A 22523-nucleotide genomic window follows, 5' to 3' on the forward strand; every position below is an offset into this window, starting at 1 on the left:
CCCCGACGCCGCCGCAACCACACACCCACCCAACCCACCGCCACGAACACCACCATCGAACACACCAACACCCTCACCACCCCACCACCCTCCCCTCACCCACGTAAGCTGCACAGAGTGCGCCTGGCCACCTTCAACCTGCTCCACGGCCGATCCCTCACCGACGGACTCGTCGACCCCCACCGACTCACCACCGCCGTCGCCGCCCTCGACGCCGACGTCCTCGCCCTCCAAGAAGTCGACCGCGACCAAAGCCGCAGCGGCAACCACGACCTCACCGCCATCGCCGCCCACGCCCTCCACGCACCCCAACACCGCTTCGCCGCCGCCCTCGTCGGCACCCCCGGCGAACACTTCCGCCCCCTCCGCCACGACGACGACGGACACGGCGAACCCCGCTACGGCATCGGCCTCATCACCCGCCACCCCGTACGCACCTGGCAGGTCACCCGCCTCAAACCCGCCCCCGTCCGCTCACCCGTCTACATCCCCGGACCCGACGGCGGCCTCCTCCTCCTACAAGACGAACCCCGCGTCGTCCTCGCCGCCGTCCTCGACACCCCCCACGGCGACATCACCGTCGCCGCCACCCACCTCTCCTTCGTCCCCGGCTGGAACGCCCACCAACTCCGCCAAACCGTCCGCGCACTCCGCGCCCTACCCGCCCCCCGCATCCTCCTCGGCGACCTCAACCTCCCCGCCACCCCCGCCCGCCTCATCTCCGGCTGGACCCCCCTCGCCCGCCGCCCCACCTACCCCGCCACCCACCCCCGCATCCAACTCGACCACATCCTCGCCGACCGCCACCTCCGCCACCGACTACCACCCGTCACCGCCACCGCCACCCCCCTCTCCACCATCTCCGACCACCGCCCCCTCCTCGTCGACCTCGGCTAACCACCCACCGCCCGCCGCACCGCACCCACCGCATTACGGAACAACATCGCCACCGTCGTCGGACCCACCCCACCCACCCGCGGCGTGATCGCCCCCGCCACCCGCGCACACGACGGATCCACATCCGGCAACAACCGCCGCCCCGCATACCGCACCCCACCACCCACCACCACCGCACCCGGCCGCACATGCTCCGGCCGCACGATCCCCGGCACCCCCGCAGCCGCCACCAACACCTCCGCCCGACGCGCAAACCGCGGCCAATCCGCCACCCCCGTGTGCACCACCGTCACCGCCGCATTCGCCGTCGCCCGCTTCTGCGCCAACAACATCGCCAACGGCCGCCCCAACGTCGCACCCCGACCCAGCACCACCACCTCCCGACCCGCCACCGACACCCCGTGAAACGCCAACAACGCCTCGATCCCCGCCGGTGTACACGGCACCGGCCCCGGCAACCCCAACGCCAACCGACCCAGATTCACCGGATGCATCCCATCCACATCCTTGTCCGGATCCAGCACCTGCAACGCCCGCCCGTAATCCAGCCCGCCCGGAACCGGATGCTGCACCAACACCCCGTGCACCCCACGGTCGGCATTGAAATCCTCGATCACCCGATGCAGATCCACCTGCGACGCCGACGCCGGCAACCGCACATGCGGCGACACGAACCCCAGCTCCGCCGCCTGCCACTGCTTGATCCGGATGTACCCGGCACTCGCGTCGTCGTCACCGACCAGCACCGTCGCCAACGACGGCGTCACCCCCGCCGCCCGCAACGCGACGACCTCCGCCGCCACCTCACCCAACACCCGATCCGCCACCGGCCCACCCGGCAACAACCGAGCCACACCCACGGAATCCATCGAAGAGGACATGACACCACCCCGCCCGCAGGGGCCCAGGCGGACGACCCCCACGACGAGCTCCCCGATGGTCAAACCCATCCCCGGTGCCGCCAGTCGCGTACCACCCCATCCTGCCCCACCCACCCCTCACCCCACGTCCCCCCGCACCGCCACCAACCCCCCCAACACCCGATTCGTGCGATTCGACCGCACCGCCGCCCGCTGCTGACCCGCCGTCACCTCGATATACGTCTGCGACGACGCCAACGACGCATGCCCCAACAACCGCATGATCTCCGCCGCGCTCGCCCCGTCCTCCGCCAACCGCGTCGCGAACGTGTGCCGCAACGCGTGCAACCGCGCCCCCCGCGGCACCCGATCGGCCACCCCCGCCCGCCGATAACAGGACTCCACCAGATACTGCAACCCACCCCGCCGCAACGGCTCACCCTGCCGATCCACCAGCAACGGCGACTCCGGCCGCACCGACCGCGACCCGAACCGCCGCGCCCGACTCTCCAGATACGCCACCAGCACCCCGTCCAGCTCCGGCTCGACCGGCACCACCCGCGGCCGACCCCCCTTGCCCGCCACCTCCACCCGACGCTCACCCGGCCGCCCCGCCAGCGACGCCACCCGCAGCGCCAACAACTCCGACAGGCGCAGCCCCGCACACAGCGCCAACGCCAACACCGCCACGTCCCGCTCCGGCCACGGATCACGCTGCCGACCGTCCTCCCGGGACACCGCCGCGAGCAGCTGCTCCGGGGTGTCCTCACCACGCAGCGGCTTGGGCTGGGGGAGCGGGGCGCGGGGACGGCCCACCGCCGGCATCGGGTTGCCCGCCACCACGCCCTCCGCCACCAGGAACGAGAAGAAGCTGTTCCACGTCGACCAGGCACGGTGCACCGACGCCACGGCGCGGGGCGCGGCGAACCGGGCGAACGCGGCCCGCATGACCCTGGGGGAGAGGGCGGCGACGGGCAGCGCCTCGGGTGGCAGGACCGGGGTGACGACCTCCGCCGCCAGCGCCGCCACCGCCCGCAGGTCCCGCCGGTACGCCGCGAGGGTGTGCGGGGACGGCTTGCGCGTCGCCAGGGCGGTCAGGAACTCCTCGACGAGGCTCGTGACTGATTCGTCCTGTTTGTCATGCATAAGGGATATTATGCATGATTCTCGGGTTCGCGGCGACCCGCTGCGAGAGGGGAGACGGGACGACCTGCCCGGCCTGGTCGACACGGGAACCGGCATTGGCGCTATCGGAGGCGTCGGTCGGTCCCGGCGCGCGAGAGCCACGAAGACGTCTCCGCCGGGCCTGGACGGCGGGCCGGGACGCAGCGGCCGGTCCTGCATGGGACCCGGCGAGGATGATCACCGGGCCCGAACGGGTGAGCCGACGGCGACCGGGCGCGGGACGGGGCGACCGGCGGGGTGCCGGCCGGCGGCTGCCGGCGGCCCGCCCGGCGCAGGGCTCGACCCCTCTCGGAGGAGCCCCCGACCGGTCAACTTGACATAATGTGCATTATCGAATCACCACGGGGCCGTCTCGTTTACCGTTGGCTTCCCCTTCATGATCACCCTATGCTGGTCCGATGTACCCGCTGTCGACCTGTCCGCCCGCCGTCACGTCGGTGACGCGGGCGCGCGTCGCGCGCGGTGCGGTCGTCCCGGCCGCGTCGGTCGTCGTCTGCCAGGCGAGCGCGGTGGTGACGTACGGGCTGCCGAGCCCGACCGGCCGTGGCCCTCCGGCGGCGGTCCCCTCCCCGAAACGACCGCCAGGGCGAAGCCGTAGAGCTTCGGCCCTTTTTCTTTTCCCGGGCTTCTCAGCGTTCCCGGGTTTCTGATCGGAAGGATCGACCATGAGTCTGGATCATCGCACCGTCGACCAGCAGTGGCTGGCCGAGCTACGCGTGTCGCTGGCGGACGAGTTCGCCACGCAGACGGCTCGGCTCAGGGAACTGACCGAGCTCAACGCCGACACGGGCGACCCGGGCGAGGCGCACACCCGGGCGGCGCTGGTCGTGGCCGCCCGGCGCGGCGTCGAGCAGGTCGCCGACGCGTTGCGGCGCATCGACGAGGGCGGGTACGGCGTGTGTGAGAGGTGCGAGCGGGCGATTCCGGTGCAGCGGCTGGAGGTGGTGCCGTACGCCCGCTTCTGCGTGCCGTGCCAGGAGAAGTCGGCCGGCTGACGTGGGTGTCGTGGGCCGCCACCTCGGTCTGGGGTGGCGGCCCACGCCGTGTCGGTGGGCGGGGTGTGCTGGTCAGAGGCCGCCGGAGACGCGTAGGACGGTGCCGGTGGCGTAGCTGGCTTCGGGGCTGAGCAGCCAGGCGATGGCGGTGGCGATCTCGTCGGGTTCGCCGGCGCGGCCGAGTGGGATGCGGCCGGCGGCGGTGTCGGCGCGGTCGGGTGCGCCGGAGAGGGCGTGCAGGTCGGTGCGGATGATGCCGGGGGCGACGCCGTTGACGCGGATGCCGTGGGGGGCGAGTTCCTTGGCGAGGCCGACGGTGAGGGTGTCGGTGGCGGCTTTGGCGGCGGCGTAGTGGACGTACTCCCCCGGGCTGCCGAGGGTGGCGGCGGCGGAGGAGACGTTGACGATGGCGCCGCCTCGGGTGAGGCGGCGGGCGGCTTGTTGGGCGCAGAGGACGTACCCGATGAGGTTGACGTCGACGACGTGGCGTAGGTCTTCGGCGCGCAGGTCGGTGATGGGGCCGATGGGGCTGGTGACGCCGGCGTTGTTGACCAGGCCGGTGAGGGGGCCGAGGGTGGCGGCGGTGTCGAAGAGGTGGCCGACGGCGTCGGGGTCGGTGGTGTCGGCCTGGACGGCGATGGCGTTTCGGCCGGCGGCCTGGATGTCGGCGACGACATCGGTGGCGGCGGTGTGGTCGCGGCGGTAGGCGATGGCGATGTGGTGGCCTGCGTGGGCGAGGCGGCGGGCGGTGGCGGCGCCGATGCCGCGGCTGCCGCCGGTGACGATGGTGACGGGTTGCATCGGGTGCTCCTCCCCCGGGTGTGGTGGTGACGTTACCGGTGGGGTGGGGGGCGTTGGCGGGTGTGATCGCTTACGCTGCCGGCGTCGGTTCGTGGCGAGGGGGTTGTGGTGGCGGGTGTGCGGGTCGGTGACCTGGTCGAGGATTTCGAGTTGCCGGACGAGACGGGTGCGCCGCGGCGGTTGTCGGAGTTCCTGGCGTCGGGGCCGGTGGTGTTGTTCTTCTATCCGGCGGCGATGACGCGGGGGTGTACGGCGGAGAGTTGTCATTTCCGGGATCTGGCGGCGGAGTTCGCGGCGGTGGGTGCCCAGCGGGTGGGGATCAGTCGGGATGCGGTGGAGCGGCAGGCGGAGTTTTCGCGGTTGCACGGGTTCGACTATCCGTTGTTGTCGGATGTCGACGGTGTGGTGGCGCGGCGGTTCGGGGTGTTGCGGCGGTTGCCGTTGGGGCCGTTGAGTACGCGGCGGATGACGTTCGTGATCGGTGTGGATCGGCGGGTGGTGGAGGTGGTGCACAGCGAGTTGGGGATGAACGAGCATGCGGATCGGGCGTTGCGGGCGTTGGGGGGTTGATCTTCGGGGTGTCGGTGTGGGCTGGTATCAAGGCAGGATCAAACAGGTGTACGGAAGAGGGTTGTGATGGTTGCCGCGGGCCAGGGTTTGTCCACTGACGAGGTGCAGAGCATCCGGGAGGCGTTGGCGGCGGGCCGGAAGCCGAGGGTGGTGTTCACCTCGTCGGCTGGTCAGATCGCTGGTCAGGTGGGTCAGGTGGTGGAGTTGACGGATCCGGCGGTGTCGGACGAGTTCGTGGTGGTGCGGTTCGGGCGTGACGAGTTGCCGTTCTCCCCCGCTGATGTGGCGGTGGCGCCGCGGGGGGCGGGTCGGAAGGCGGCTGCGGTGTCGGTGGAGGCGCAGCCGGAGCCTGAGCCGGTGGTGGAGCCGGAGTTCGTGTTGGACACGCCGCGGGTGCCGGCGCAGCGGCGGGAGGAGCCGAGGGTGGAGCAGGAGCAGGAGCTGGCGGAGGCGAAGCCGGCGCGTAGGCCGGTGAAGGCGGCGAAGGTGGTGAAGCCGAAGGGGCCGGCGGGGTTGACGGTGACGTTGGCGTATGCGGATGGTGAGTGGACGGTGGCGGCGCAGCAGGGTGCGAAGGCGTTGGCGAAGCCGTATGTGGTGAAGCCGGCGGAGGCGTTGCGGATGGTGGCGTTGGTGGATGTTCCGGGGGTGCAGGAGGCGGTGGAGCAGATTCTGGCGGCGGAGCGGGCGGAGGCGGAGCAGCAGGCGGAGAAGTTGCGGGCGGAGTTGGCGGAGATCGAGGCGCGGTTGGCGGAGTTGCGCGAGGCGGGTTGATTGGTGTGTCTCCCCCGCCCCCGTCGCTGTGTGCGGCGGGGGCGGTTTTGTGTGCGAGGGCCGGCGCGTGGGGAGTCGCGCCGGCCCCGGGGTGGGTGGTCAGTGGGTGGGGATGTGGGCGATGCCGATGCGCTTGCGGAAGACCCAGTAGGTCCAGCCTTGGTAGGCCAGGACGATGGGGGTGAAGATGACCGCCACCCAGGTCATGATCTTGAGGGTGTAGGGGGTGGAGGCGGCGTTGGTGGCGGTGAGGGTGCCGGCGGGGTCCAGTGTGGAGGGCATGACGTTGGGGAAGAGTGCGGCGAAGAGGGTGGCGACGGCGAGGGCGATGGCGAGGGCGGTGCCGGTGAAGGCCCAGCCTTCGCGGCGGGCGCGGGCGGCGGCGAGGCCGGCGAGGAGGGCGATGGCGGCGCCGGCGGCGAGGGCGATGGCGGCGGTGCTGGAGCGGATGGTGAGCGTCCAGCCGAGGAAGGCGACGGCGGCGACGGCGGTGCCGGTGCCGAGTTTGAGGGCGAGGGCGCGGGCGCGGTGGCGGATGTCGCCGGTGGTCTTGAGGGCGAGGAAGACGGCGCCGTGGGTGAGGAAGAGGCCGAGGGTGGTGAGGCCGCCGAGGAGGGCGTAGGGGTGGAGCAGGTCGGTGAGGCCGCCGACGTATTCGTGGTCGGCGTCCAGGGGTACGCCGCGGAAGATGTTGGCGAAGGCGACGCCCCACAGGACGGCGGGGATGGCGGAGCCCCAGAAGATGGCCTGGTCCCAGCGGCGTTTCCAGGTGGCTTCGGGGCGCTTGTGGCGGTATTCGAAGGCGACGCCGCGGGCGATGAGGGCGAGCAGGATGAGCAGCAGGGGCAGGTAGAAGCCGGAGAAGAGGGTGGCGTACCACTCGGGGAAGGCGGCGAACATGGCGCCGCCGGCGGTGATGAGCCAGACCTCGTTGCCGTCCCAGACGGGGCCGATGGTGTTGATGAGGACGCGGCGTTCGCGGTCGTCGCGGCCGAGGACGGGCAGGAGCATGCCGACGCCGAAGTCGAAGCCTTCGAGGATGAAGTAGCCGGTGAAGAGCACGGCGACGAGGAGAAACCAGATGGTGGTGAGTTCCACGGTGGGGCTCCGGGTCAGTAGGCGAAGGCGAGCGGGCGCTCGGTGTCGTCGTCGGTGGGTTCGGGTTCGGGGGTGAGGTCGGGTACGCCGGCTTTGGCGTAGCGGAGGAGGAGTTTGAATTCGATGACGGCGAGGGTGGCGTAGATGAGGGTGAAGGCGGTGAAGGAGGTGAGGACTTCGGTGAGGGAGACGGTGCGGGAGACGCCGTTGCGGGTGAGCATCTCGCCGAAGACGATCCAGGGTTGGCGGCCCATTTCGGTGAAGATCCAGCCGAAGGAGTTGGCCAGCAGTGGCAGTACGGGCATGGCCAGGCCGGCGCGGAGCAGCCAGCGGCTGGTGGGGGTGCGGCCCTTGCGTTGGCTCCAGAGGACCAGGAGGGCGATCGCGGCGGCGGCGAGCCCGAAGCCGATCATGAAGCGGAAGCTCCAGTAGGTGACGGGGATGATCGGGGCGTAGTTGCCGGGGCCGTACTGGGTGGCGTATTGGGCTTGGAGGTCGTTGATGCCCTGGACGGTGCCGTTGGGGTCGCCGGTGCCGAGGAACGACAGCAGGTAGGGGATCTTGAGGGCGAAGACCTCGCGGCTGCCGTCGAGGCTGCCGACGGTGAGCACGGAGAAGGAGGCGGGGCTCTCGGTGGTGTAGAGGCCTTCGGCGGCGGCCATCTTCATGGGCTGCACCTCGGTCATGATCTTGCCTTGGATGTCGCCGGTGAGCAGGACGAGGGTCGAGGAGATCAGGACGGCCCAGGAGCCGAACCTGGTGGCGAAGCGGTAGGCGTCGGTGTCGGCGCTGCCGCGGTTGCGCATGACGTGCCAGAGGCCGACGGTGGTCACGAGGGAGCCGGCGACCAGGAACGATCCGGCGAGGGTGTGCGGGAAGGTGACGAGGGCGACCTTGTTGGTGAGGACGGCGACGAAGTCGGTGAGTTCGGCGCGGCCGCTGTCGGGGTTGATCCGGAAGCCGACGGGGTTCTGCATGAACGAGTTGGCGGCGAGGATGAAGTAGGCCGACAGGTTGGTGCCGATGGCGGCGGCCCAGATCGCGGCGAGGTGCAGTCGTTTGGGCAGTCGGTCCCAGCCGAAGATCCACAGGCCGATGAAGGTGGATTCGAGGAAGAAGGCGACGAGGGCTTCGATGGCCAGGGGTGCGCCGAAGATGTCGCCGACGAAGCGGGAGTAGTCGCTCCAGTTCATGCCGAACTGGAATTCCTGGACGATGCCGGTGACGACGCCCATGGCGAAGTTGATGAGGAAGAGTTTTCCGTAGAATTTGGTGAGTTTGAGGTAGCGCTCGTTGCCGGTGCGGTGCCACATGGTCTGGAGGATGGCGACGAGTACGGACAGGCCGATGGTCAGCGGCACGAACAGGAAGTGGTAGACGGTGGTGACACCGAACTGCCAGCGGGCGACGTCCAACGCGTCCACCTGGAACCCCCAGCCTTTCATACTACGAGACGTAGTAGATACTACTCGTCGTCGTAGACGGTTCGGCAGGGGCGGAGGTCCCGACCGGGCCCGGGACCAATGACCTTGATCACCTCGGCCGGGCGGCCCCCGCCGGCGCACTCCCCTGTCCCCCGGGCCTGGCGTGGGCGTGCGACCATCGACCGCTGATGGACACGCCCACCGCCCGCTGGCGCCCGCCCCTGATCTGGCGCGGCGCCCAGCTGCTCGCCCGCGCCGTCGTCGGCGCCCTGGCCCGCCTCGAGGTCACCGGCGACGTGCCCGACGGGAGACGCCGGGGGCCGCTGATCCTGGCGGCCAACCACCTGAGCCCCTTCGACCCGCTCGTGCTGGCCGCCGCCTGCCGCGCCCGCGGCGTCTCCCCCCGGTTCATGGCCACCGGCGGGCTGTTCCGCGCCCCGCTGCTGGGGGCGGCGATGCGCCGCGCCGGGCACCTGCGCGTCGACCGGGGCACCGCCGCCGTGCACCGGGCCCTGGACGACGCGGCGTGCGCCGTGGCCGCCGGGTCGGTGATCCTGGTGTATCCGGAGGGCCGCATCGGGCTGGACCCGGGCCTGTGGCCCGAGCGCGGCAAGACGGGCACCGCCCGGCTCGCCCTGGCCAGCGGCGCGACCGTGGTGCCGGTGGCCCAGTGGGGCTCGCACGAGGTGCTGCCGTACCGGGCGCCGAAGGGCATGCTGCGCGCGGTGGCCCGGGCGGTGTGGCGGCGGCCGGTGGTGCGGGTGCACTTCGGCGACCCGGTCGCGCTGGGCGACGTCGCCGCCGACGCGCCGGGCGCGGCCCGGCGGGTCACCGACCGGATCATCGACGCGATCACCGACGCCCTGGTGCCGCTGCGCCCCGACGAGCCCGACGTGCCGCGCCACGTGGACCCGGGCCGTCCCGTCGACACCTCCCGGGCGCACCGCCGCCGGCTGCCCTGACGCGCCTGATGCGTCGGCGTGGCGGGCCGCTCACCTGCCGGCCATCCGGCGTCGGCCCCGGCGGGGCATACTGCCGGGCGTGCCCTCCCCCTCCGCCTACCTCGACGCGCCCGCGCCGCTGGCGTTCGCCCACCGCGGCGGCGCGGCCCACGGCGACGAGAACACCGTCGAGGCGTTCGCCCGCGCGGTCGGCCTGGGCTACCGGTACGTCGAGACCGACGTGCACGGCACCGTCGACGGGGTCGCCGTGGTGTTCCACGATGCGACCCTGCGGCGGGTCACCGGGCAGCCGGGGCGCATCGCGGATCTGCGCTGGGCGGACCTGGCGTCGGTGCGCGTCGGCGGGGCCGCCGTGGTGCCGCGCCTCGACGACGTCCTCGGCGCGTGGCCGCAGGTGCGGTTCAACGTCGACGTGAAGGCCGACGGGGCGGTCGCGCCGACCGTCGCCGCGCTCGAGCGGGTCGCCGCCGGCGACCGGGTGCTGCTGGCCTCGTTCAGCGACGCCCGGCTGGCCCGGCTGCGGGCGGCCACGCGCGGGCGGGTCGCCACGGGTCTGGGGGCGCGCGGGGTGGCCCGGCTGCGGGTGGCGTCGCTGCACGGGCGGCCGGTGCGGCTGCACCCGTCGGTGGTGGCGGTGCAGGTGCCGCCGCGCTACGGCCGGCTGCCCGTGGTCGACCGCCGGTTCCTGGCGTACGCGCACGGGCTGGGGTTGCACGTGCACGTCTGGACGATCGACGAACCTGCCGAGATGCACGAGTTACTTGATCTTGGTGTGGATGGCATCATGACCGATCACGTCGGCGTGCTGCGCGACGTCTACCGCAGCCGCGGCCACTGGGCCGCCTGAGATCGGCGGAGGAAACCGATGGCCGAGACGGTCACCCCCGACGTGGCGACCCCGCCGCCTGCCAGCACCGCCCGCGAGCGGCGCGGCTGGTACCTCTACGACTGGGCGAACTCGGCGTTCCAGACGACCGTCATCACGGTGTTCCTCGGCCCGTTCCTGACCACCGTCACCGAGCTGGCCGCCGGCTGCGCGCTGGGCGCCGAGCGCTGCGACGGGTACGTGCACCCGCTGGGCATCCGGGTCGCCGCCGGCTCCTACTACCCGTACCTGATCTCCCTGTCGGTGTTCCTGACCGTGTTCGTGCTGCCGGTGGTCGGCGCGGTGGCCGACCGGTCGGCGCACAAGAAGCGGCTGCTGGGCGCGGCGGCGTTCACCGGCGCGGGCGCGACGATCGCGTTCGCGTTCGTCACCGGCGAGCGGTACCTGCTCGGCGGGGCGCTGTTCCTGGTGGCCAACATCGCCTTCGGCGCGGCCGTGGTGGTCTACAACTCGTTCCTGCCGCAGCTGGGCGGCCCCGACGAACGCGACGGCATCTCCAGCCGCGGCTGGGCCATCGGCTACCTCGGCGGCGGGCTGCTGCTGGCCGCGAACCTCGTCGCGGTGACCATGCTCGCCGAGGAGGGCAACCCGCAGCGCACCCTGGACCTGGCCCGCTGGTCGATCGTGTCGGCCGGCGTGTGGTGGGCGGCGTTCACCCTGGTGCCGCTGCGCTGGCTGCGTGAGCGCCCGCCGGTCGCCGCGCCGGCCGGCGGCGGCAACGTGCTCACCGACGGGTTCCGGCAGCTCGGCCGCACCCTGCGCGAGGTCAAGGCGTACCCGTTGACGTTGTTCTTCCTGCTGGCGTTCCTGGTCTACAACGACGGCATCCAGACCGTGATCACCCTCGCCAGCCAGTACGGCACCGAGGAGCTGAAGCTGGGGCAGAGCACCCTGATCACCACCATCCTGCTGGTGCAGTTCCTCGCCTTCGGCGGCGCCCTGGCCCTGGGCGCGCTGGCCCGGCGCATCGGGGCGTGGAAGACGGTGCTGCTCAGCCTCGTGCTGTGGACCGGCGTGATCATCGCCGCGTTCCGGCTGCCCGCCGAGGCGCCGCTGCCGTTCATGATCCTCGGTGGCTGCATCGGGCTGGTCCTCGGCGGCAGCCAGGCGCTGAGCCGGTCGCTGTTCAGCCAGCTCATCCCCGCCGGCAAGGAGGGCGAGTACTACGGCTTCTACGAGATCAGCGACAAGGGCACCAGCTGGCTCGGGCCCCTCGCCTTCGGGCTGGTGTTCCAGCTCACCGCCTCCTACCGGGTGGGCCTGGTCTCCCTGCTGATCTTCTTCGTGGTCGGGTTCGCGTTGCTGGCCGCCGTGCCGATCCGCCGCGCGATCGTCGCCGCCGGCAACACCCCGCCGAGGGTGCTGTAGGCCGACACGCACCCGACTGATCGGCGGTGCTCGATCGGCTAGGCTGCCCCGACGTGACCGACGACGCCGCTGCCACCCCGATCTGCCTGGCCCGGCCCCTACCGGGCCCGGACGACGACCCCCGCCGCGGCTGCGCCGCGACCCGGGGCGCCGACGGCCGGCCGCTGCACGCCGCCGCCCTGCGGTTCTTCTGGGGGCCGATGGACTGCGGCAAGTCCACGATGGCCCTGCAGATGAACCACAACCACGCCCGGCAGGGCCGCCGCGGCCTGGTCACCACCCGCATCGACCGGTCCCTGGGCCCGCAGGTCACCACCCGCATCGGCCTGGCCCACGCCGCGATCGAGGTCACCGACGGCCTCGACCTGCGCGACCTGGTCCGCGACGCCTGGGCCGACGGGGTACGCGTGGACTACCTCATCTGCGACGAGGCGTCCTTCTACAACCTGGAACACATCGAGCAAATGGCCGACCTCGTCGACAACGACGACGTCGACGTGTACGCGTTCGGCCTGGCCACCGACTTCCGGTCCAGCCTGTTCCCCGCCGCCCGGCGGCTGTTCGAACTCGCCGACTCCGTCGCCCGCATCCAGGTCGAGGTGCTGTGCTGGTGCGGCCGCGAAGGGCTGCTCAACGCCCGCGTCATCGGCGGCCGGGTCGTCCGCGAAGGCGAACAGGTCGTCATCGGCGACACCGTGGACACCGCCGACGTGCGCTACCAGGTGCTGTGCCGGCGGCACTACCGCGCCGGTGAGCTGGGCCCCCGCGACTGACCCGCCGGCGGCAGCGCCTCAGAACGGGTCACCGCAGACCCGCCACCGGCCGTCCTCCTTCACCATCGTCACCGTGCGGTCCTCGCCCGCGCCGCCGTCGCGGGTCAGCCGTGCCCGCACCGTCCCGGTCGGCCGGCCCCCCTTGGTGCGCACCGACACGTCGACGATCTCGTAGCCGGTGACCACCGGCGGCGTGCGCACCCAGCCGGCGAAACCGACCGCGCTCCACCGGCTGCGCGACTGCGCGCACAGCCGCTCGTAGGCCCGCTCCACGTCGCCCGCGGCGACCTCCCGCAGGAACCCGTCGGCGCCGTCGCGGACCTGGTCGCCGGCACCGGCCAGCATCTGCACGTTCCACGCGCCCAGCCCGGCCACCCCCACCAGGCACAGCCCCAACCCCGCGCCGGCGGCCAGCAGACCGGTGCGTGCCGGCCGGCCCCGCCGCGCCGGCCGCGTCCACGGCTGCTCACTGCCCATCACGTCGACCGTAGGCCCACCCGCCGCCGCCGCGCAGGCACTCGCCCCGGGTCGCCCCGCCCGGCCGCATCGTCTACGGTCGGCGGCACACGGATGGCAACCCGCGGAGGCGAGGCGACGATGACCCGTTACGTGCAGCCGGTGCCCACCCCCGACGACCCGTACACCGGTGACCGGCTGCTGCGGTCCTGGCTGCGCCGCCTGCTCGGCCCCGCCGGGCACGACGCCGCGCAGCCCCGGCTGGTCGACCTGGCCGCCGACGTGGCCGGGTCGCTGCGCGCCGCGCACGCCGACGCCGAGGCCCACCCGCCGGTCCTGGTCCGCTACGACGGGTGGGGCGCGCGTGTCGACCGCATCGACACGTCCGCCGGCTGGCAGGCCCAACGCGCCGCCGCCGCCCGCCACGCCGTGGTCGCCCTGCCCTACCAGGCGTCCGCGCGGCAGCGGTGGGGAGCCGGCGCGCGGGTCGTCCAACACGCCCTGCTGCACCTGTACGGGCCGGAGTCGGCCACGTTCTCCTGCCCGGTGGCCATGGCCGACGGCGCGGCGGCGCTGCTGAGCCTGCCCGACGTCGACGCGACCGTGCGCGACGCGTGGCTGCCCCGGCTGACCTCCACCGACCCCGACACGGCGATCGTGTCCGGGCAGTGGATGACCGAGTCGCAGGGCGGCTCCGACCTGTCCGGGTCCGCCACCGTCGGCCGGCCCGCCGCCGACGGGTCGTGGCGGCTCACCGGCCAGAAGTGGTTCTGCTCCGCCGCCGACGCGCCGATGGCGGTGGCCCTGGCCCGCCCCGAGGGCGCCGGGCGGGGCAGCCGCGTGCTCGCCCCGTTCCTGGTGCCCCGCTACGCCGCCGACTCGCCCCTGGCCGGGGTCACCGCCGCCGCCGACGCGCCCGCCCCCGGCGTCACCGTGCACCGGCTCAAGGACAAGCTGGGCACGTGGGCGCTGCCGACCGCCGAGATCGGCCTCACCGACGCGTACGCGCTGCCGCTGGGCGACCCGGCGGTGCCCGGCCTGGCCCGGGCTATGACCCTGGTGGTGGTGACCCGGGTGCACAACGCCGCCGCCGCGGCCGGCGGGATCCGCCGCGGCCTCGACTACGCCCGCGCCTACGCCACCGCCCGCGCCGTCGCCGGGGGACGCCTGGCCGACAGCCCGCTGCACCGGGCCACCCTCGGCGCGCTCGCCGTCGACGCCGCCGCCGCGTTCGCCCTGGCCGGGCACGCGTTCGCGCTGCTCGGCCGCGTCGAGACCGACGCCGACGCGGACGCCGCCGCCGAGCTGCGGGTCGTCGCGCCCCTGGCGAAACTCGCCACCGGCCGCCTCGCCGTGGCCTGCGCCAGCGAATACGTGGAGGCGTTCGGCGGCGCCGGGTACGTCGAGGACACCGGCGTGCCCCGGCTGCTGCGCGACGCGCAGGTCCTGCCGATCTGGGAGGGCACCACCAACGTGCTCGCCCTGGACGTGCTGCGCGCCGTCGCCCGCGAGAACGCCGACGCGCCCCTGCTGCGCCGCCTCGCCGCCGCCGTCGACCTGGCCCGGCCGCTGTCGCCGGCCCTGGCCGACACCCTCGCCGACGTCACCGGCCAGTTGACCGCCGCCCTCGCCGACGTCACCGCCGACCCGCGCGCCACCGACGTCGTCGCCGGCGCCCGCGCGCTGGCGTTACGCCTGGCGGCGGCGCTGACCTGCGCCCTGCTCGTCGAGCACGCCGCGTGGGGCGACGAGCAGGCCCGCGTCGCCGCCGAGCTGTGGGCGCGGCGGCGGCTGCGCCACGACGACATCTCCGCCGACGCCCACCGCCACCTCGACCTGCTCTGCTGACGGGTCAGGCGCGCCGGCGGGCCCGCGCCGCCCAGATCGCGTACGCCGGGTCGCGGTCCAGGTTGTGCCGGTCGCGGTCGTAGCGGCGGGTCGTCCGCGGGTCCGCGTGCCCCATCGCGTCCTGCACGTCCTCCAGCGGCACCCCCTCCGCGCGGGCCGTCGTGGCGAACGCGTGCCGCAGCGAGTGCGGCGACAACTTCTCCCACGCCGGGATGCCCGCCACGCGGGCCAGCCGACGCACCAGCCGGAACACCGAGTGCCGGTCCAGCCGCGCGCCGGTCGCGGTGACCAGCAGCGGCCCGGTCACCTCGTGCGCGCCCACCCCCTGCGCCGCCGCCCGCTGCGCGAGGTAGGCGTCCACCTCGTACGCCGTGGACGGGGTCAGCGCCCGCCGCCGCGGCTTGCCGCCCTTGCCGACGAACCGGACACTGCGGTGCCCCCGCTCCGCGCCCAGGTCCGCCACGTCCAACGACACCAGCTCCCCCACCCGCAACCCGAGGTCGGCCAGCAACGCCACCGCCGCCCGGTTCCGGGCCGCCGTCGGCCCGGTCTCGGCCTGCGCCGCGGCCAGCAGCGCATCCACCTCCTGCGGCGTCAACCCGATCGTCGAGGAGTGGTCCCGGTCGACGCGGGGCCGGTCCGCCGCGGCCACCGGGTTCGCCTCCACCGCCCGCAGCTTGACCAGGAAGTCGTACCAGCTCGACAGCGCCGACAGCTTGCGGGCCACCGTCGCCGGGGTCAACGGCCGGCCGCTGCGCGCCGCCGGGGTGGCCTCCAACTCCCGGCCGTAGGCGTTGACGTCGAGGAAGTTCGCCCGCAGCGGGTCCAGCTCCCGGGCCCGGCACCACGCCAACCAGCCGGCCACGTCCCGCCGGTAGGCGTCGCGGGTGTGCTCGGACAACCGGCGGTTACGCAGCCACGCCTCGGTGAAGTCGCCCGGACCGGCCCCGCGCAGGGCCGGCCGGGCCGCGCCACGCGGCAGCACCGGAAACTCGGGACGAAGCATGGGTGAAAGGTTCTCAGTCTCCGCGCGCGTCGGCGGTGAGGCGCGCCCGAGGGCTTTCCCGTCCCGGCCGCCCGCCGCCGGCCGGCTCCTCGTGAACCCCGCCGCCGGTGACCCGCCAGCACCGGTCGTAGCCGACGGCGTCGGCGAACCACACGTCGTGGGTCACCAGCACCACCGTGCCCCGGTACGCGCGCAGCGCCTCCTCCACCACGTCCAGGGAGTCGAAGTCGAGGAAGTTCGTCGGCTCGTCGAGCAGCAGCACCCGCGCCGGACCGTTCACCATGACCGCCAGCAGCAGCCGGCGCAGCTCCCCGGCCGACAGCAGCCGCAGCGGCTGGTCCCACTGCTCCGGGCCGAACAGGTGCGCGTCGAGCAGCCGCTCGGCCTCGTCGACGTACACGGGCACCTGGGAGCGGAACCACGTCAGCACCGGGACGTCGGTGCGCAGCGCGTCGTGGGTCTGCGGCAGCAGCGCCACCGGCGCACCGCAGGTGACCTCCCCCGCGTCGGGTTCGCGCAGGCCGGCGAGGATACGCAGCAGCGTGGTCTTGCCGGCGCCGTTGTCGCCGGTGAGTAGCACCCGGTCGCCGTCGCGCACCCGCAGGTCCACGCCCGCGAACAGGGGCCGGTCGCCGGCGCGGGCGGCCAGGCCCCGCGCGGCGAGCACGTCCCGGCCGTCGTCGCCGGCCGGGTCGGGAAACGCCAGGGTCAGCGCCGGGCGGGTCTGCGGCTGCGCCAGCCACCGCAGCGAGTCCATCTGCCGGCGTAGCCGCCGCTGCCGCGCCGTGGCCTTACGCGCGACCTTCTTCGCGTAGCGGCGCGCCTGGTCGGCGCCGAGGCCGCGGCGCACCGTCGACTCCACCCCGCGCGCGTGTTCCTTGGTGCGCGCGATGTCGGCCAGCAGCCGCTGGTGGGTCTTCTCCTGCGCCTCGTAGTCCAGCAGCAGCCGCTGCCAGCGGCGGGTCTTCTCCGCCCGGTAGTCGGTGTACCCGCCGGTGTACGTCTGCGGTGTGTCGTGGATGCCGTCGAGTTCCACGACGCGGGTGACGGTGCGGTCCAGGAACGCCCGGTCGTGGCTGACCACCAGCACGCCGCCGCCGAACGCGGCCAGCCAGCCGCCGAGCCAGGCGATGCCGTCGGCGTCGAGGTGGTTGGTCGGCTCGTCGAGGATCAGCAGGTCCGGGGTGTCCAGCAGCACCCGGGCCAGGGTCAGCCGGGCCTGCTCGCCGCCGCTGACGCGGTGCAGCGGCGCGTCGTCGGGCAGGCCGGCCACGTCGAGTCGCTGGCGGACCTCGGCCAGCCGTGCCTGCGCCCGCCACCCGTCCAGGGCGGCGAAGCGGTCCTGGGCCTCGCCGTAGGCGTCCAGGGCGGTGGTGTCCCCGCCGGCCAGCCGCCGCTCCAGGGTCCGCAGCCGCCGGTCGAGCCGGCCCAGCTCCCCGAGGCCGGCGGCGAGGAACTGCCCGACGGTGACCGTCGGGTCGGGCGGCTGCTGGGCGAAGTAGCCGATCCGGGTACCGGGGGCGAGGCTGACGTGCCCGGTCGACGGCGGCTCGGCCCCGGTGAGCACCCGCAGGAGGCTGGACTTGCCGACCCCGTTGGGGCCGACCAGGCCGACCCGGTCACCGGCGTTGACGACGAGGTCGACGCCGGTGAACAGCGGCTCGGCGTCGTACTGCAAGCTGACGGACACGACCTTCAACACGGTGATCCTCCGCGGGACGGCAGGCGGGCCGGGACGCCCACGACGGGCGGCCGGTCGGTGCGCGTGGCGGCGGGGCGGTCGGCCCGGCCGCGGCCTGCGGGATCACATGTGCTGGTCGGCTCCGGTGTCTCGGCTGCGGGGACGTCGTCGAGTCTGGCATCCCCCGCCGCCGTCCGCGACCGGTTTACGTGTCGTCGCGATCAGGGCACCCGACGCGGGGTGCCCTGATCGCGACGGGTGCCGTCAGGCGTCGATCTGCCGGTGGCCGTTGCTGCCGGTGGCGATGGCCACCCGGCGGGGCTTGGCCCGCTCGGCCACGGGGATGCGCAGGGTCAGCACCCCGTTGTCTTGACATCCTCTCCGTCCTGAAGGACGGAGATTCCCTCCACGCTGCGTGTGGAACACGCGGCGTTCGGGTGGGTTACCGCTTCTCTGCGCACCGCCGGGACGGGTCCCGGTCTTACGTGCGCTCCACGGTCGTTGAGGTCCGCCTGTCCAGCGGCCCTGATGTTCTTGGCGGCGTTGACGTCCCGGTCGTGGTGGCTGCCGCACGAGCAGTCCCACGCTCGCACGTCGAGCGCCATCTTCTCGTTGATCCGTCCGCAGTCGGAGCACATCCGGGTGGACGGGAAGAACCGGTCGACCCGGGCGAAGGTGCGCCCGTACCTCGCGGCCTTGTACTCCAGCATGCTGGTGAAGCCGGCCCAACCAGCGTCGTGCACGGATCTGGCGAGCCTGGTCCGGCCGAGTCCAGCAACGGCAAGGTCCTCGACGTACACCGCTTGGTTGTCGCGGATGATCGCCGTGGACAGCTTGTGCTGCCAGTCCCGCCGGGTGTCGGCCACCCGGGCGTGGGCCCTGGCAACCTTGATCACGGCCTTCCTGCGGTTCTGGCTGCCGCGCTGCTTGCGCGAGAGGGCCTGTTGCAGTCGTTTGAGCTTGCGGGCGGCGCGACGCAGGAACTTCGGGGCGGCGACCTTCGTGCCGTCGCAGAGCACGGCGAAGTGGGTCAGCCCCAGATCGATACCGACCTCGGACTCGACCGGCGGCAACGCCTCGTCGGTCGCCTGGAGAACGAACGAGGCGAAGTACCGCCCCGCGGCGTCCTTGATGATCGTGACGGACGAAGGGTCGGACGGCAGGGTCCGCGACCAGCGCACCTCCAGGTCGCCGATCTTCGGCAACCGCAGGCGGCCGTTGTCGAGGATTTTGAACCGGGCATTCTTGGTAAAGCGGATCGCCTGCCGGTTGTCCTTGCGCGACCGGAACCTCGGCGGAGCGACCTTGCGGCCCTTGCGCTTGCCGGACAGCGAGTGGAAGAAGTTGCGGTACGCGGTGTTCAGGTCCGCGAGGGCCTGCTGCAACACCACCGCCGACACCTCGGCAAGCCAGGACCGCTGCAGCGTCAGCTTCGCCTCGGTGATCACACGACGCGACAACTCCCCGTCGGAGACGTACGCAAGCCCTTGCTCGCGCGCCTGCTGACGCAACCGCAACCCATCGTTGAACACCACCCGCGCGCACCCGAACGCCTTCGCCAACTCGATCTGCTGGTCAGGCGTCGGGTAGACGCGAAACTGGTAACGGAGCTGCACGATCGCTAATTTACCATTCTGGTTAATGGTCGATCCCGCAGACATTCGCACGGGTAAACACTGCACTTTCATGATGCACGTTCACTTGGTCCTCGTGACGAAGTTCCGGCACAAGGTGTTCAACGACCGGCACCTGACCCGGATAAGGCAGATCATGCGGGACGCCTGCGAGGCGGAACTGGTCGAGTTCAACGGCGAGAGCAACCACGTGCATCTGCTGGTGAACTACCCGCCCAAGGTAGCCGTGGCCCGGCTGGTCAACCCACCCAAGGGCGTGTCCTCACGGCGGCTGCGGCAGGAGTTCGCCGACCTCGTGCCCCACTACTACCAGGCCAACAAACTCTGGTCCGGCTCGTACTACGCAGGGTCCGTCAGCAGCGCACCGCTGAGCATCGTGAAGCAGTACATCGAGCAGCAGAACCAGCCAGGTCAAGGCACTGCTCGGGCCTGACGGCCCTCCCAGCGCGGGCCCTCACCCCGGTCACCCGCCTCGAGGTGGTCGGACGGTCAGCACGTTGCGCTCGACGGTGCAGTCGATGCTGTCCGGGTCCACCCCGGGCACGTCGAACGCGGCGTAGAAGTCGTCGCCGTCGAGGTGGGGCGTCCATGTGGATCACCGCGGGACGGAGTTGGTGCCGAGCAACTGCTCGGCGAGCCGACCGTGTCAACCCCGGTGCCGCCTCACCCGGTCGGGAAGTCGGCCAGCTCCCGCACCGCCGTCTCCAGCGCGGCGTCGACGCCGTGGTCGACCATCGTCCGGTACGCGGGGTCGCCCGCCGCCGCCGTGCGGCGGATGCCCTCGGCCGAGGCGGCCACCCGCTGGCGGACCACCTCGACGAACGACCCCACCGGCCCGGCGTGACCGTAGGCGTCGAGGAACAGCCGCAGCCGCCGGGGCCGGTCCGCGAACGCCGTGAACCCCTCGGCGGCCACCACGTGCCGGGCGTGCAACGGCACCCACGCGAACGCGGTGAACGCCAGGTCCCACTCACGGGTGACCGGGGCCGCGAGGTCCCAGTCGAAGAACCCGACGAGCCGCCCGTCGGCCCAGGCCGCGTTGTACGGGGCCGCGTCGTTGTGCCCGACGATCAGGCCCGGCCGCCAGACGCCGCCCTCGCGCCACCGCGCCCCTGCGGGCGGCACGAAGCCCGCCACCGCGGCGTGCAGGTCCCGCAGCCACCGCGCGACCTGGCGCAGCGCGTCGTCGCTGTGCGCCCAGGCCGGCCACGGCCGGGTGAAAGCCGACCGTCTCCCCGGGCAGGAACGACAGGACCTCCCGCCCGTGCTCGTCGAAGCCCCGCGCCCGGGGCGCCCCGTCGAAGCCGACCGTCTCCAGGTGCCGCAGCAGCGCGTGCACCGACGACGTCCACGCCCCCGGCGTACGCCGCACCGTGTCGCCGATGCGGACCGCGCCGCCGGTGTTGCCGCCGGCCAATCGCTGTTCCTCACCCACGGTCCCATCCTCGCGCACGGGCGGGTGATACGGTCACCCCGCCGTGCACGAGCACTGTCCGAGGAGGTGAGTCCGATCAACGCTGCGACCGGTCGGGGCTCCCTCCCCCGCATGGCCTAGGGAGCGCCCGCACAAGGCATCCCTGAAAGGCGCGTATTCGGCATGCGCATCCACGAAGAACACTTCACTGTCGACGGTGTGCCCGCTGTCCGGTGGACCCCGCCCGACAGCACCACTACCGGCCCTCGCCCGCTGATCCTCATCGGCCACGGCGGCGGCCAACACAAGACCGCCCCCGCCGTCGTGCACCGCGCCCACCGGTTCGCGGCCAGCGGTTTCGCGGCCGTCGCGGTGGACGCACCGAACCACGGCGACCGCCCGAGCGACGACCGCTACCAGCGCATCGCCACCGAGATCCGGGCCCGCGCCGACATCGGCGACGACCCGGCACCCCTGCTCGCCGACTTCCAGGCGCTCGTCGCCGCACAGACCGTACCGGAATGGCGGGCCGTCCTGGACCACCTCGATCCCGGGCCGGTCGGCTATTGGGGCGTCTCGCTGGGCTGCGGGCTCGGCGTGCCGTTCGTGGCCGCCGAACCCCGGGTCCGCGCGGCGGTCCTCGGCCTGGGCGGAGCCTCGGCCCGCGCCGCCGCCGAGGCCGCCGCGCGGATCACCGTGCCCGTCGAGTTCCTGGTCCAGTGGGACGACGAGCGGGTCCCCCGCGCGCAGAGCCTCGCCCTGTTCGACGCGTTCGGCTCCACCGAGAAGACCCTGCACGCCAACCCGGGCCGGCACGGCGACCGGCTGCCCGAACACGAACTGGACAGCGCGGTCCGGTTCTTCACCCGGCACCTCACGCCCCCGCCGCACTGACCGACGGTCGCCGCCCGCCCCGGACCGGCCGCCGGTCCGGGGCGGGCGGCCTGATCAACCGCCCCGACGGGCCTGCCTGCCCACTGCGGCGCGGAACACCGCGGCGAACCGCTCCGGTGCCTCCAGCCAGGGATGGTGACCCGCGTCCGGCACGACGGTCACCTCGCAGCCGAGGCGTGCCCCCAGACGGCGCAGCGCATCGGCGGGGCGGCTGTCCCCGGCACCGCCGATGATCATCGCGTCGGGCGGTAGCCGCTCACGGAGTTCGTCCACGCGCGATTCGAGCGGGTCGGTCTTCGCCGCCGCGTTGAGCTGGTGGTTCATCGCGTAGTTGACGGGCCGCAGCGTCCGCGCCGCCGCCGACGCCCACTCCCATGCCCGGTCCCGGTCGGCGTGGTCGGTGCACCACGACAGCGTCAGGTACTCGATCTCCTCGGCGTCGGTGCGGGACTCCACCGCCTCGAGCGCGTCGAGCCTGGTCTGCTGCGCGTCGGTGCGTCGGGCCCGCTGGGCTGCCCGGTCGGCCTCCCGCCACGGCTCCAGGAAGGGCCCGGCGAGCTGCACCAGCCCGGCCACCCGATCGGGCTGCGCCAGCAGGAAGTAGCTGGCCAGGTGGGCGCCGAACGAGTGCCCGACCAGCACCACCCGGTCGTGCCCCCACGCGTCGAGCAACGACGCCAGGTCGCGCACATGGCGGGCGATCGTGTGTTGCCCGGCCCAGGAGGACCCACCGGTGCCACGCTGGTCGTAGCGGTGCACCAGATACCGGTCGTCGACGATGCCGGCGACCGGGGCCAGATAGTCGCGGATCCCGGGGCCGCCGTGCAGCATCACCAGAGGCAGCGTCTGCGGGTTCGTCGGGCCTGCGGTCCAGGTCCGTAGCCGCGTGCCGTCATCCGCCTCGATCAGGGCTTCGGTCATGGACGTGAGCGTAGTGGGATCGTTCCGATACCGGGCGTGCGCGCCGTGGCGCCCCTGACCCGGTTCGGCGGGTCGT

At 73.0% G+C, this 22523-nt stretch carries 22 protein-coding genes; 11 read left to right on the forward strand and 11 right to left on the reverse strand.

Going from position 1 to position 22523, the window contains the following annotated elements; genetic code table 11:
• The first annotated feature begins 117 nt into the window (after positions 1-117).
• Positions 118-897, forward strand: a complete 780-nt coding sequence (locus LPU61_RS17745) for an endonuclease/exonuclease/phosphatase family protein (RefSeq protein WP_043969130.1) — start codon at positions 118-120, stop codon at positions 895-897.
• Here the strand turns inward: LPU61_RS17745 and LPU61_RS17750 are convergent.
• Together LPU61_RS17750 and LPU61_RS17755 are read right to left on the reverse strand one after the other, a co-directional pair.
• Positions 894-1778, reverse strand: a complete 885-nt coding sequence (locus LPU61_RS17750; protein WP_229405524.1) for a bifunctional 5,10-methylenetetrahydrofolate dehydrogenase/5,10-methenyltetrahydrofolate cyclohydrolase — start codon at positions 1776-1778, stop codon at positions 894-896. The genes LPU61_RS17745 and LPU61_RS17750 overlap by 4 nt on opposite strands.
• A 117-nt stretch (positions 1779-1895) precedes the next feature.
• Complete coding sequence (locus LPU61_RS17755; protein WP_229405525.1) at positions 1896-2903, reverse strand: tyrosine-type recombinase/integrase; 1008 nt, start codon at positions 2901-2903, stop codon at positions 1896-1898.
• Between the two features lie 704 nt (positions 2904-3607).
• On the opposite strand from LPU61_RS17755, the gene LPU61_RS17760 reads away from it, so the two are divergent.
• Positions 3608-3937, forward strand: a complete 330-nt coding sequence (locus tag LPU61_RS17760) for a TraR/DksA C4-type zinc finger protein (protein ID WP_043969132.1) — start codon at positions 3608-3610, stop codon at positions 3935-3937.
• Positions 3938-4009: 72 nt separating this feature from the next.
• Here LPU61_RS17760 and LPU61_RS17765 read toward each other — a convergent pair whose 3' ends face one another.
• Entirely contained in the window at positions 4010-4738 is a 729-nt protein-coding gene (locus tag LPU61_RS17765; RefSeq protein WP_229405526.1) for an SDR family NAD(P)-dependent oxidoreductase, read from the reverse strand.
• Between the two features lie 117 nt (positions 4739-4855).
• Here LPU61_RS17765 and LPU61_RS17770 point away from each other — a divergent pair, with 117 nt between their 5' ends.
• Together LPU61_RS17770 and LPU61_RS17775 are read left to right on the forward strand one after the other, a co-directional pair.
• Positions 4856-5308 (forward strand): peroxiredoxin, encoded by a 453-nt coding sequence (locus LPU61_RS17770; protein ID WP_199486181.1) that lies wholly within the window; start codon positions 4856-4858, stop codon positions 5306-5308.
• Positions 5309-5374: 66 nt separating this feature from the next.
• Positions 5375-6082, forward strand: a complete 708-nt coding sequence (locus LPU61_RS17775; protein ID WP_229405527.1) for a hypothetical protein — start codon at positions 5375-5377, stop codon at positions 6080-6082.
• A 99-nt stretch (positions 6083-6181) separates the two neighbouring features.
• On the opposite strand, the gene cydB is transcribed toward LPU61_RS17775, so the two are convergent.
• Positions 6182-7180, reverse strand: coding sequence for a cytochrome d ubiquinol oxidase subunit II (gene cydB, locus LPU61_RS17780; RefSeq protein WP_229405528.1), 999 nt, complete (start codon positions 7178-7180; stop codon positions 6182-6184).
• 14 nt (positions 7181-7194) lie between these two features.
• The gene (locus tag LPU61_RS17785) at positions 7195-8604 is read right to left on the reverse strand and encodes a cytochrome ubiquinol oxidase subunit I (protein ID WP_229405598.1); all 1410 of its coding nucleotides are present in this window, start codon (positions 8602-8604) and stop codon (positions 7195-7197) included.
• Positions 8605-8792: 188 nt separating this feature from the next.
• On the opposite strand from LPU61_RS17785, the gene LPU61_RS17790 reads away from it, so the two are divergent.
• From LPU61_RS17790 to LPU61_RS17805, 4 genes are all read left to right on the forward strand, one after another.
• Positions 8793-9566, forward strand: coding sequence for a 1-acyl-sn-glycerol-3-phosphate acyltransferase (locus LPU61_RS17790; RefSeq protein ID WP_043969139.1), 774 nt, complete (start codon positions 8793-8795; stop codon positions 9564-9566).
• A 79-nt stretch (positions 9567-9645) separates the two neighbouring features.
• A complete protein-coding gene (locus tag LPU61_RS17795; RefSeq protein WP_229405529.1) occupies positions 9646-10413 on the forward strand; it encodes a glycerophosphodiester phosphodiesterase in 768 nt (255 codons plus the stop codon).
• Positions 10414-10431: 18 nt separating this feature from the next.
• Positions 10432-11820, forward strand: a complete 1389-nt coding sequence (locus tag LPU61_RS17800) for an MFS transporter (RefSeq protein WP_229405530.1) — start codon at positions 10432-10434, stop codon at positions 11818-11820.
• A 53-nt stretch (positions 11821-11873) separates the two neighbouring features.
• Positions 11874-12593 (forward strand): thymidine kinase, encoded by a 720-nt coding sequence (locus LPU61_RS17805; protein WP_043969141.1) that lies wholly within the window; start codon positions 11874-11876, stop codon positions 12591-12593.
• Positions 12594-12611: 18 nt separating this feature from the next.
• Here LPU61_RS17805 and LPU61_RS17810 read toward each other — a convergent pair whose 3' ends face one another.
• Positions 12612-13070: a hypothetical protein gene (locus tag LPU61_RS17810; RefSeq protein ID WP_043969142.1), complete on the reverse strand. Its 459-nt coding sequence runs from the start codon at positions 13068-13070 to the stop codon at positions 12612-12614.
• A 93-nt stretch (positions 13071-13163) separates the two neighbouring features.
• Between LPU61_RS17810 and LPU61_RS17815 the strand changes: the two genes are divergently transcribed.
• Positions 13164-14897: an acyl-CoA dehydrogenase family protein gene (locus LPU61_RS17815; RefSeq protein ID WP_229405531.1), complete on the forward strand. Its 1734-nt coding sequence runs from the start codon at positions 13164-13166 to the stop codon at positions 14895-14897.
• A gap of 4 nt (positions 14898-14901) precedes the next feature.
• Here the strand turns inward: LPU61_RS17815 and LPU61_RS17820 are convergent, their stop codons facing one another.
• From LPU61_RS17820 to LPU61_RS17830, 3 genes are all read right to left on the reverse strand, one after another.
• Positions 14902-15903 (reverse strand): tyrosine-type recombinase/integrase, encoded by a 1002-nt coding sequence (locus tag LPU61_RS17820; protein ID WP_229405532.1) that lies wholly within the window; start codon positions 15901-15903, stop codon positions 14902-14904.
• A 13-nt stretch (positions 15904-15916) separates the two neighbouring features.
• Complete coding sequence (locus LPU61_RS17825) at positions 15917-17593, reverse strand: ABC-F family ATP-binding cassette domain-containing protein (RefSeq protein WP_229405533.1); 1677 nt, start codon at positions 17591-17593, stop codon at positions 15917-15919.
• 344 nt (positions 17594-17937) lie between these two features.
• Positions 17938-19200, reverse strand: a complete 1263-nt coding sequence (locus LPU61_RS17830) for an RNA-guided endonuclease InsQ/TnpB family protein (protein WP_374199687.1) — start codon at positions 19198-19200, stop codon at positions 17938-17940.
• A 25-nt stretch (positions 19201-19225) separates the two neighbouring features.
• Here LPU61_RS17830 and tnpA point away from each other — a divergent pair, with 25 nt between their 5' ends.
• On the forward strand, positions 19226-19651 hold the full coding sequence (gene tnpA, locus LPU61_RS17835; protein ID WP_229405534.1) for an IS200/IS605 family transposase: 426 nt from the start codon (positions 19226-19228) through the stop codon (positions 19649-19651).
• Between the two features lie 230 nt (positions 19652-19881).
• Here tnpA and LPU61_RS17845 read toward each other — a convergent pair whose 3' ends face one another.
• A complete protein-coding gene (locus LPU61_RS17845; RefSeq protein ID WP_229405535.1) occupies positions 19882-20343 on the reverse strand; it encodes a phosphotransferase in 462 nt (153 codons plus the stop codon).
• Between the two features lie 472 nt (positions 20344-20815).
• Here LPU61_RS17845 and LPU61_RS17850 point away from each other — a divergent pair, with 472 nt between their 5' ends.
• Entirely contained in the window at positions 20816-21526 is a 711-nt protein-coding gene (locus LPU61_RS17850; protein ID WP_229405536.1) for a dienelactone hydrolase family protein, read from the forward strand.
• Positions 21527-21580: 54 nt separating this feature from the next.
• Here LPU61_RS17850 and LPU61_RS17855 read toward each other — a convergent pair whose 3' ends face one another.
• Complete coding sequence (locus tag LPU61_RS17855) at positions 21581-22447, reverse strand: alpha/beta fold hydrolase (RefSeq protein WP_229405537.1); 867 nt, start codon at positions 22445-22447, stop codon at positions 21581-21583.
• Positions 22448-22523 lie beyond the last annotated feature (76 nt).

The sequence above is a fragment of the Micromonospora sp. NBRC 110038 genome, assembly GCF_020884815.1.
GTDB lineage: Bacteria > Actinomycetota > Actinomycetes > Mycobacteriales > Micromonosporaceae > Micromonospora > Micromonospora haikouensis.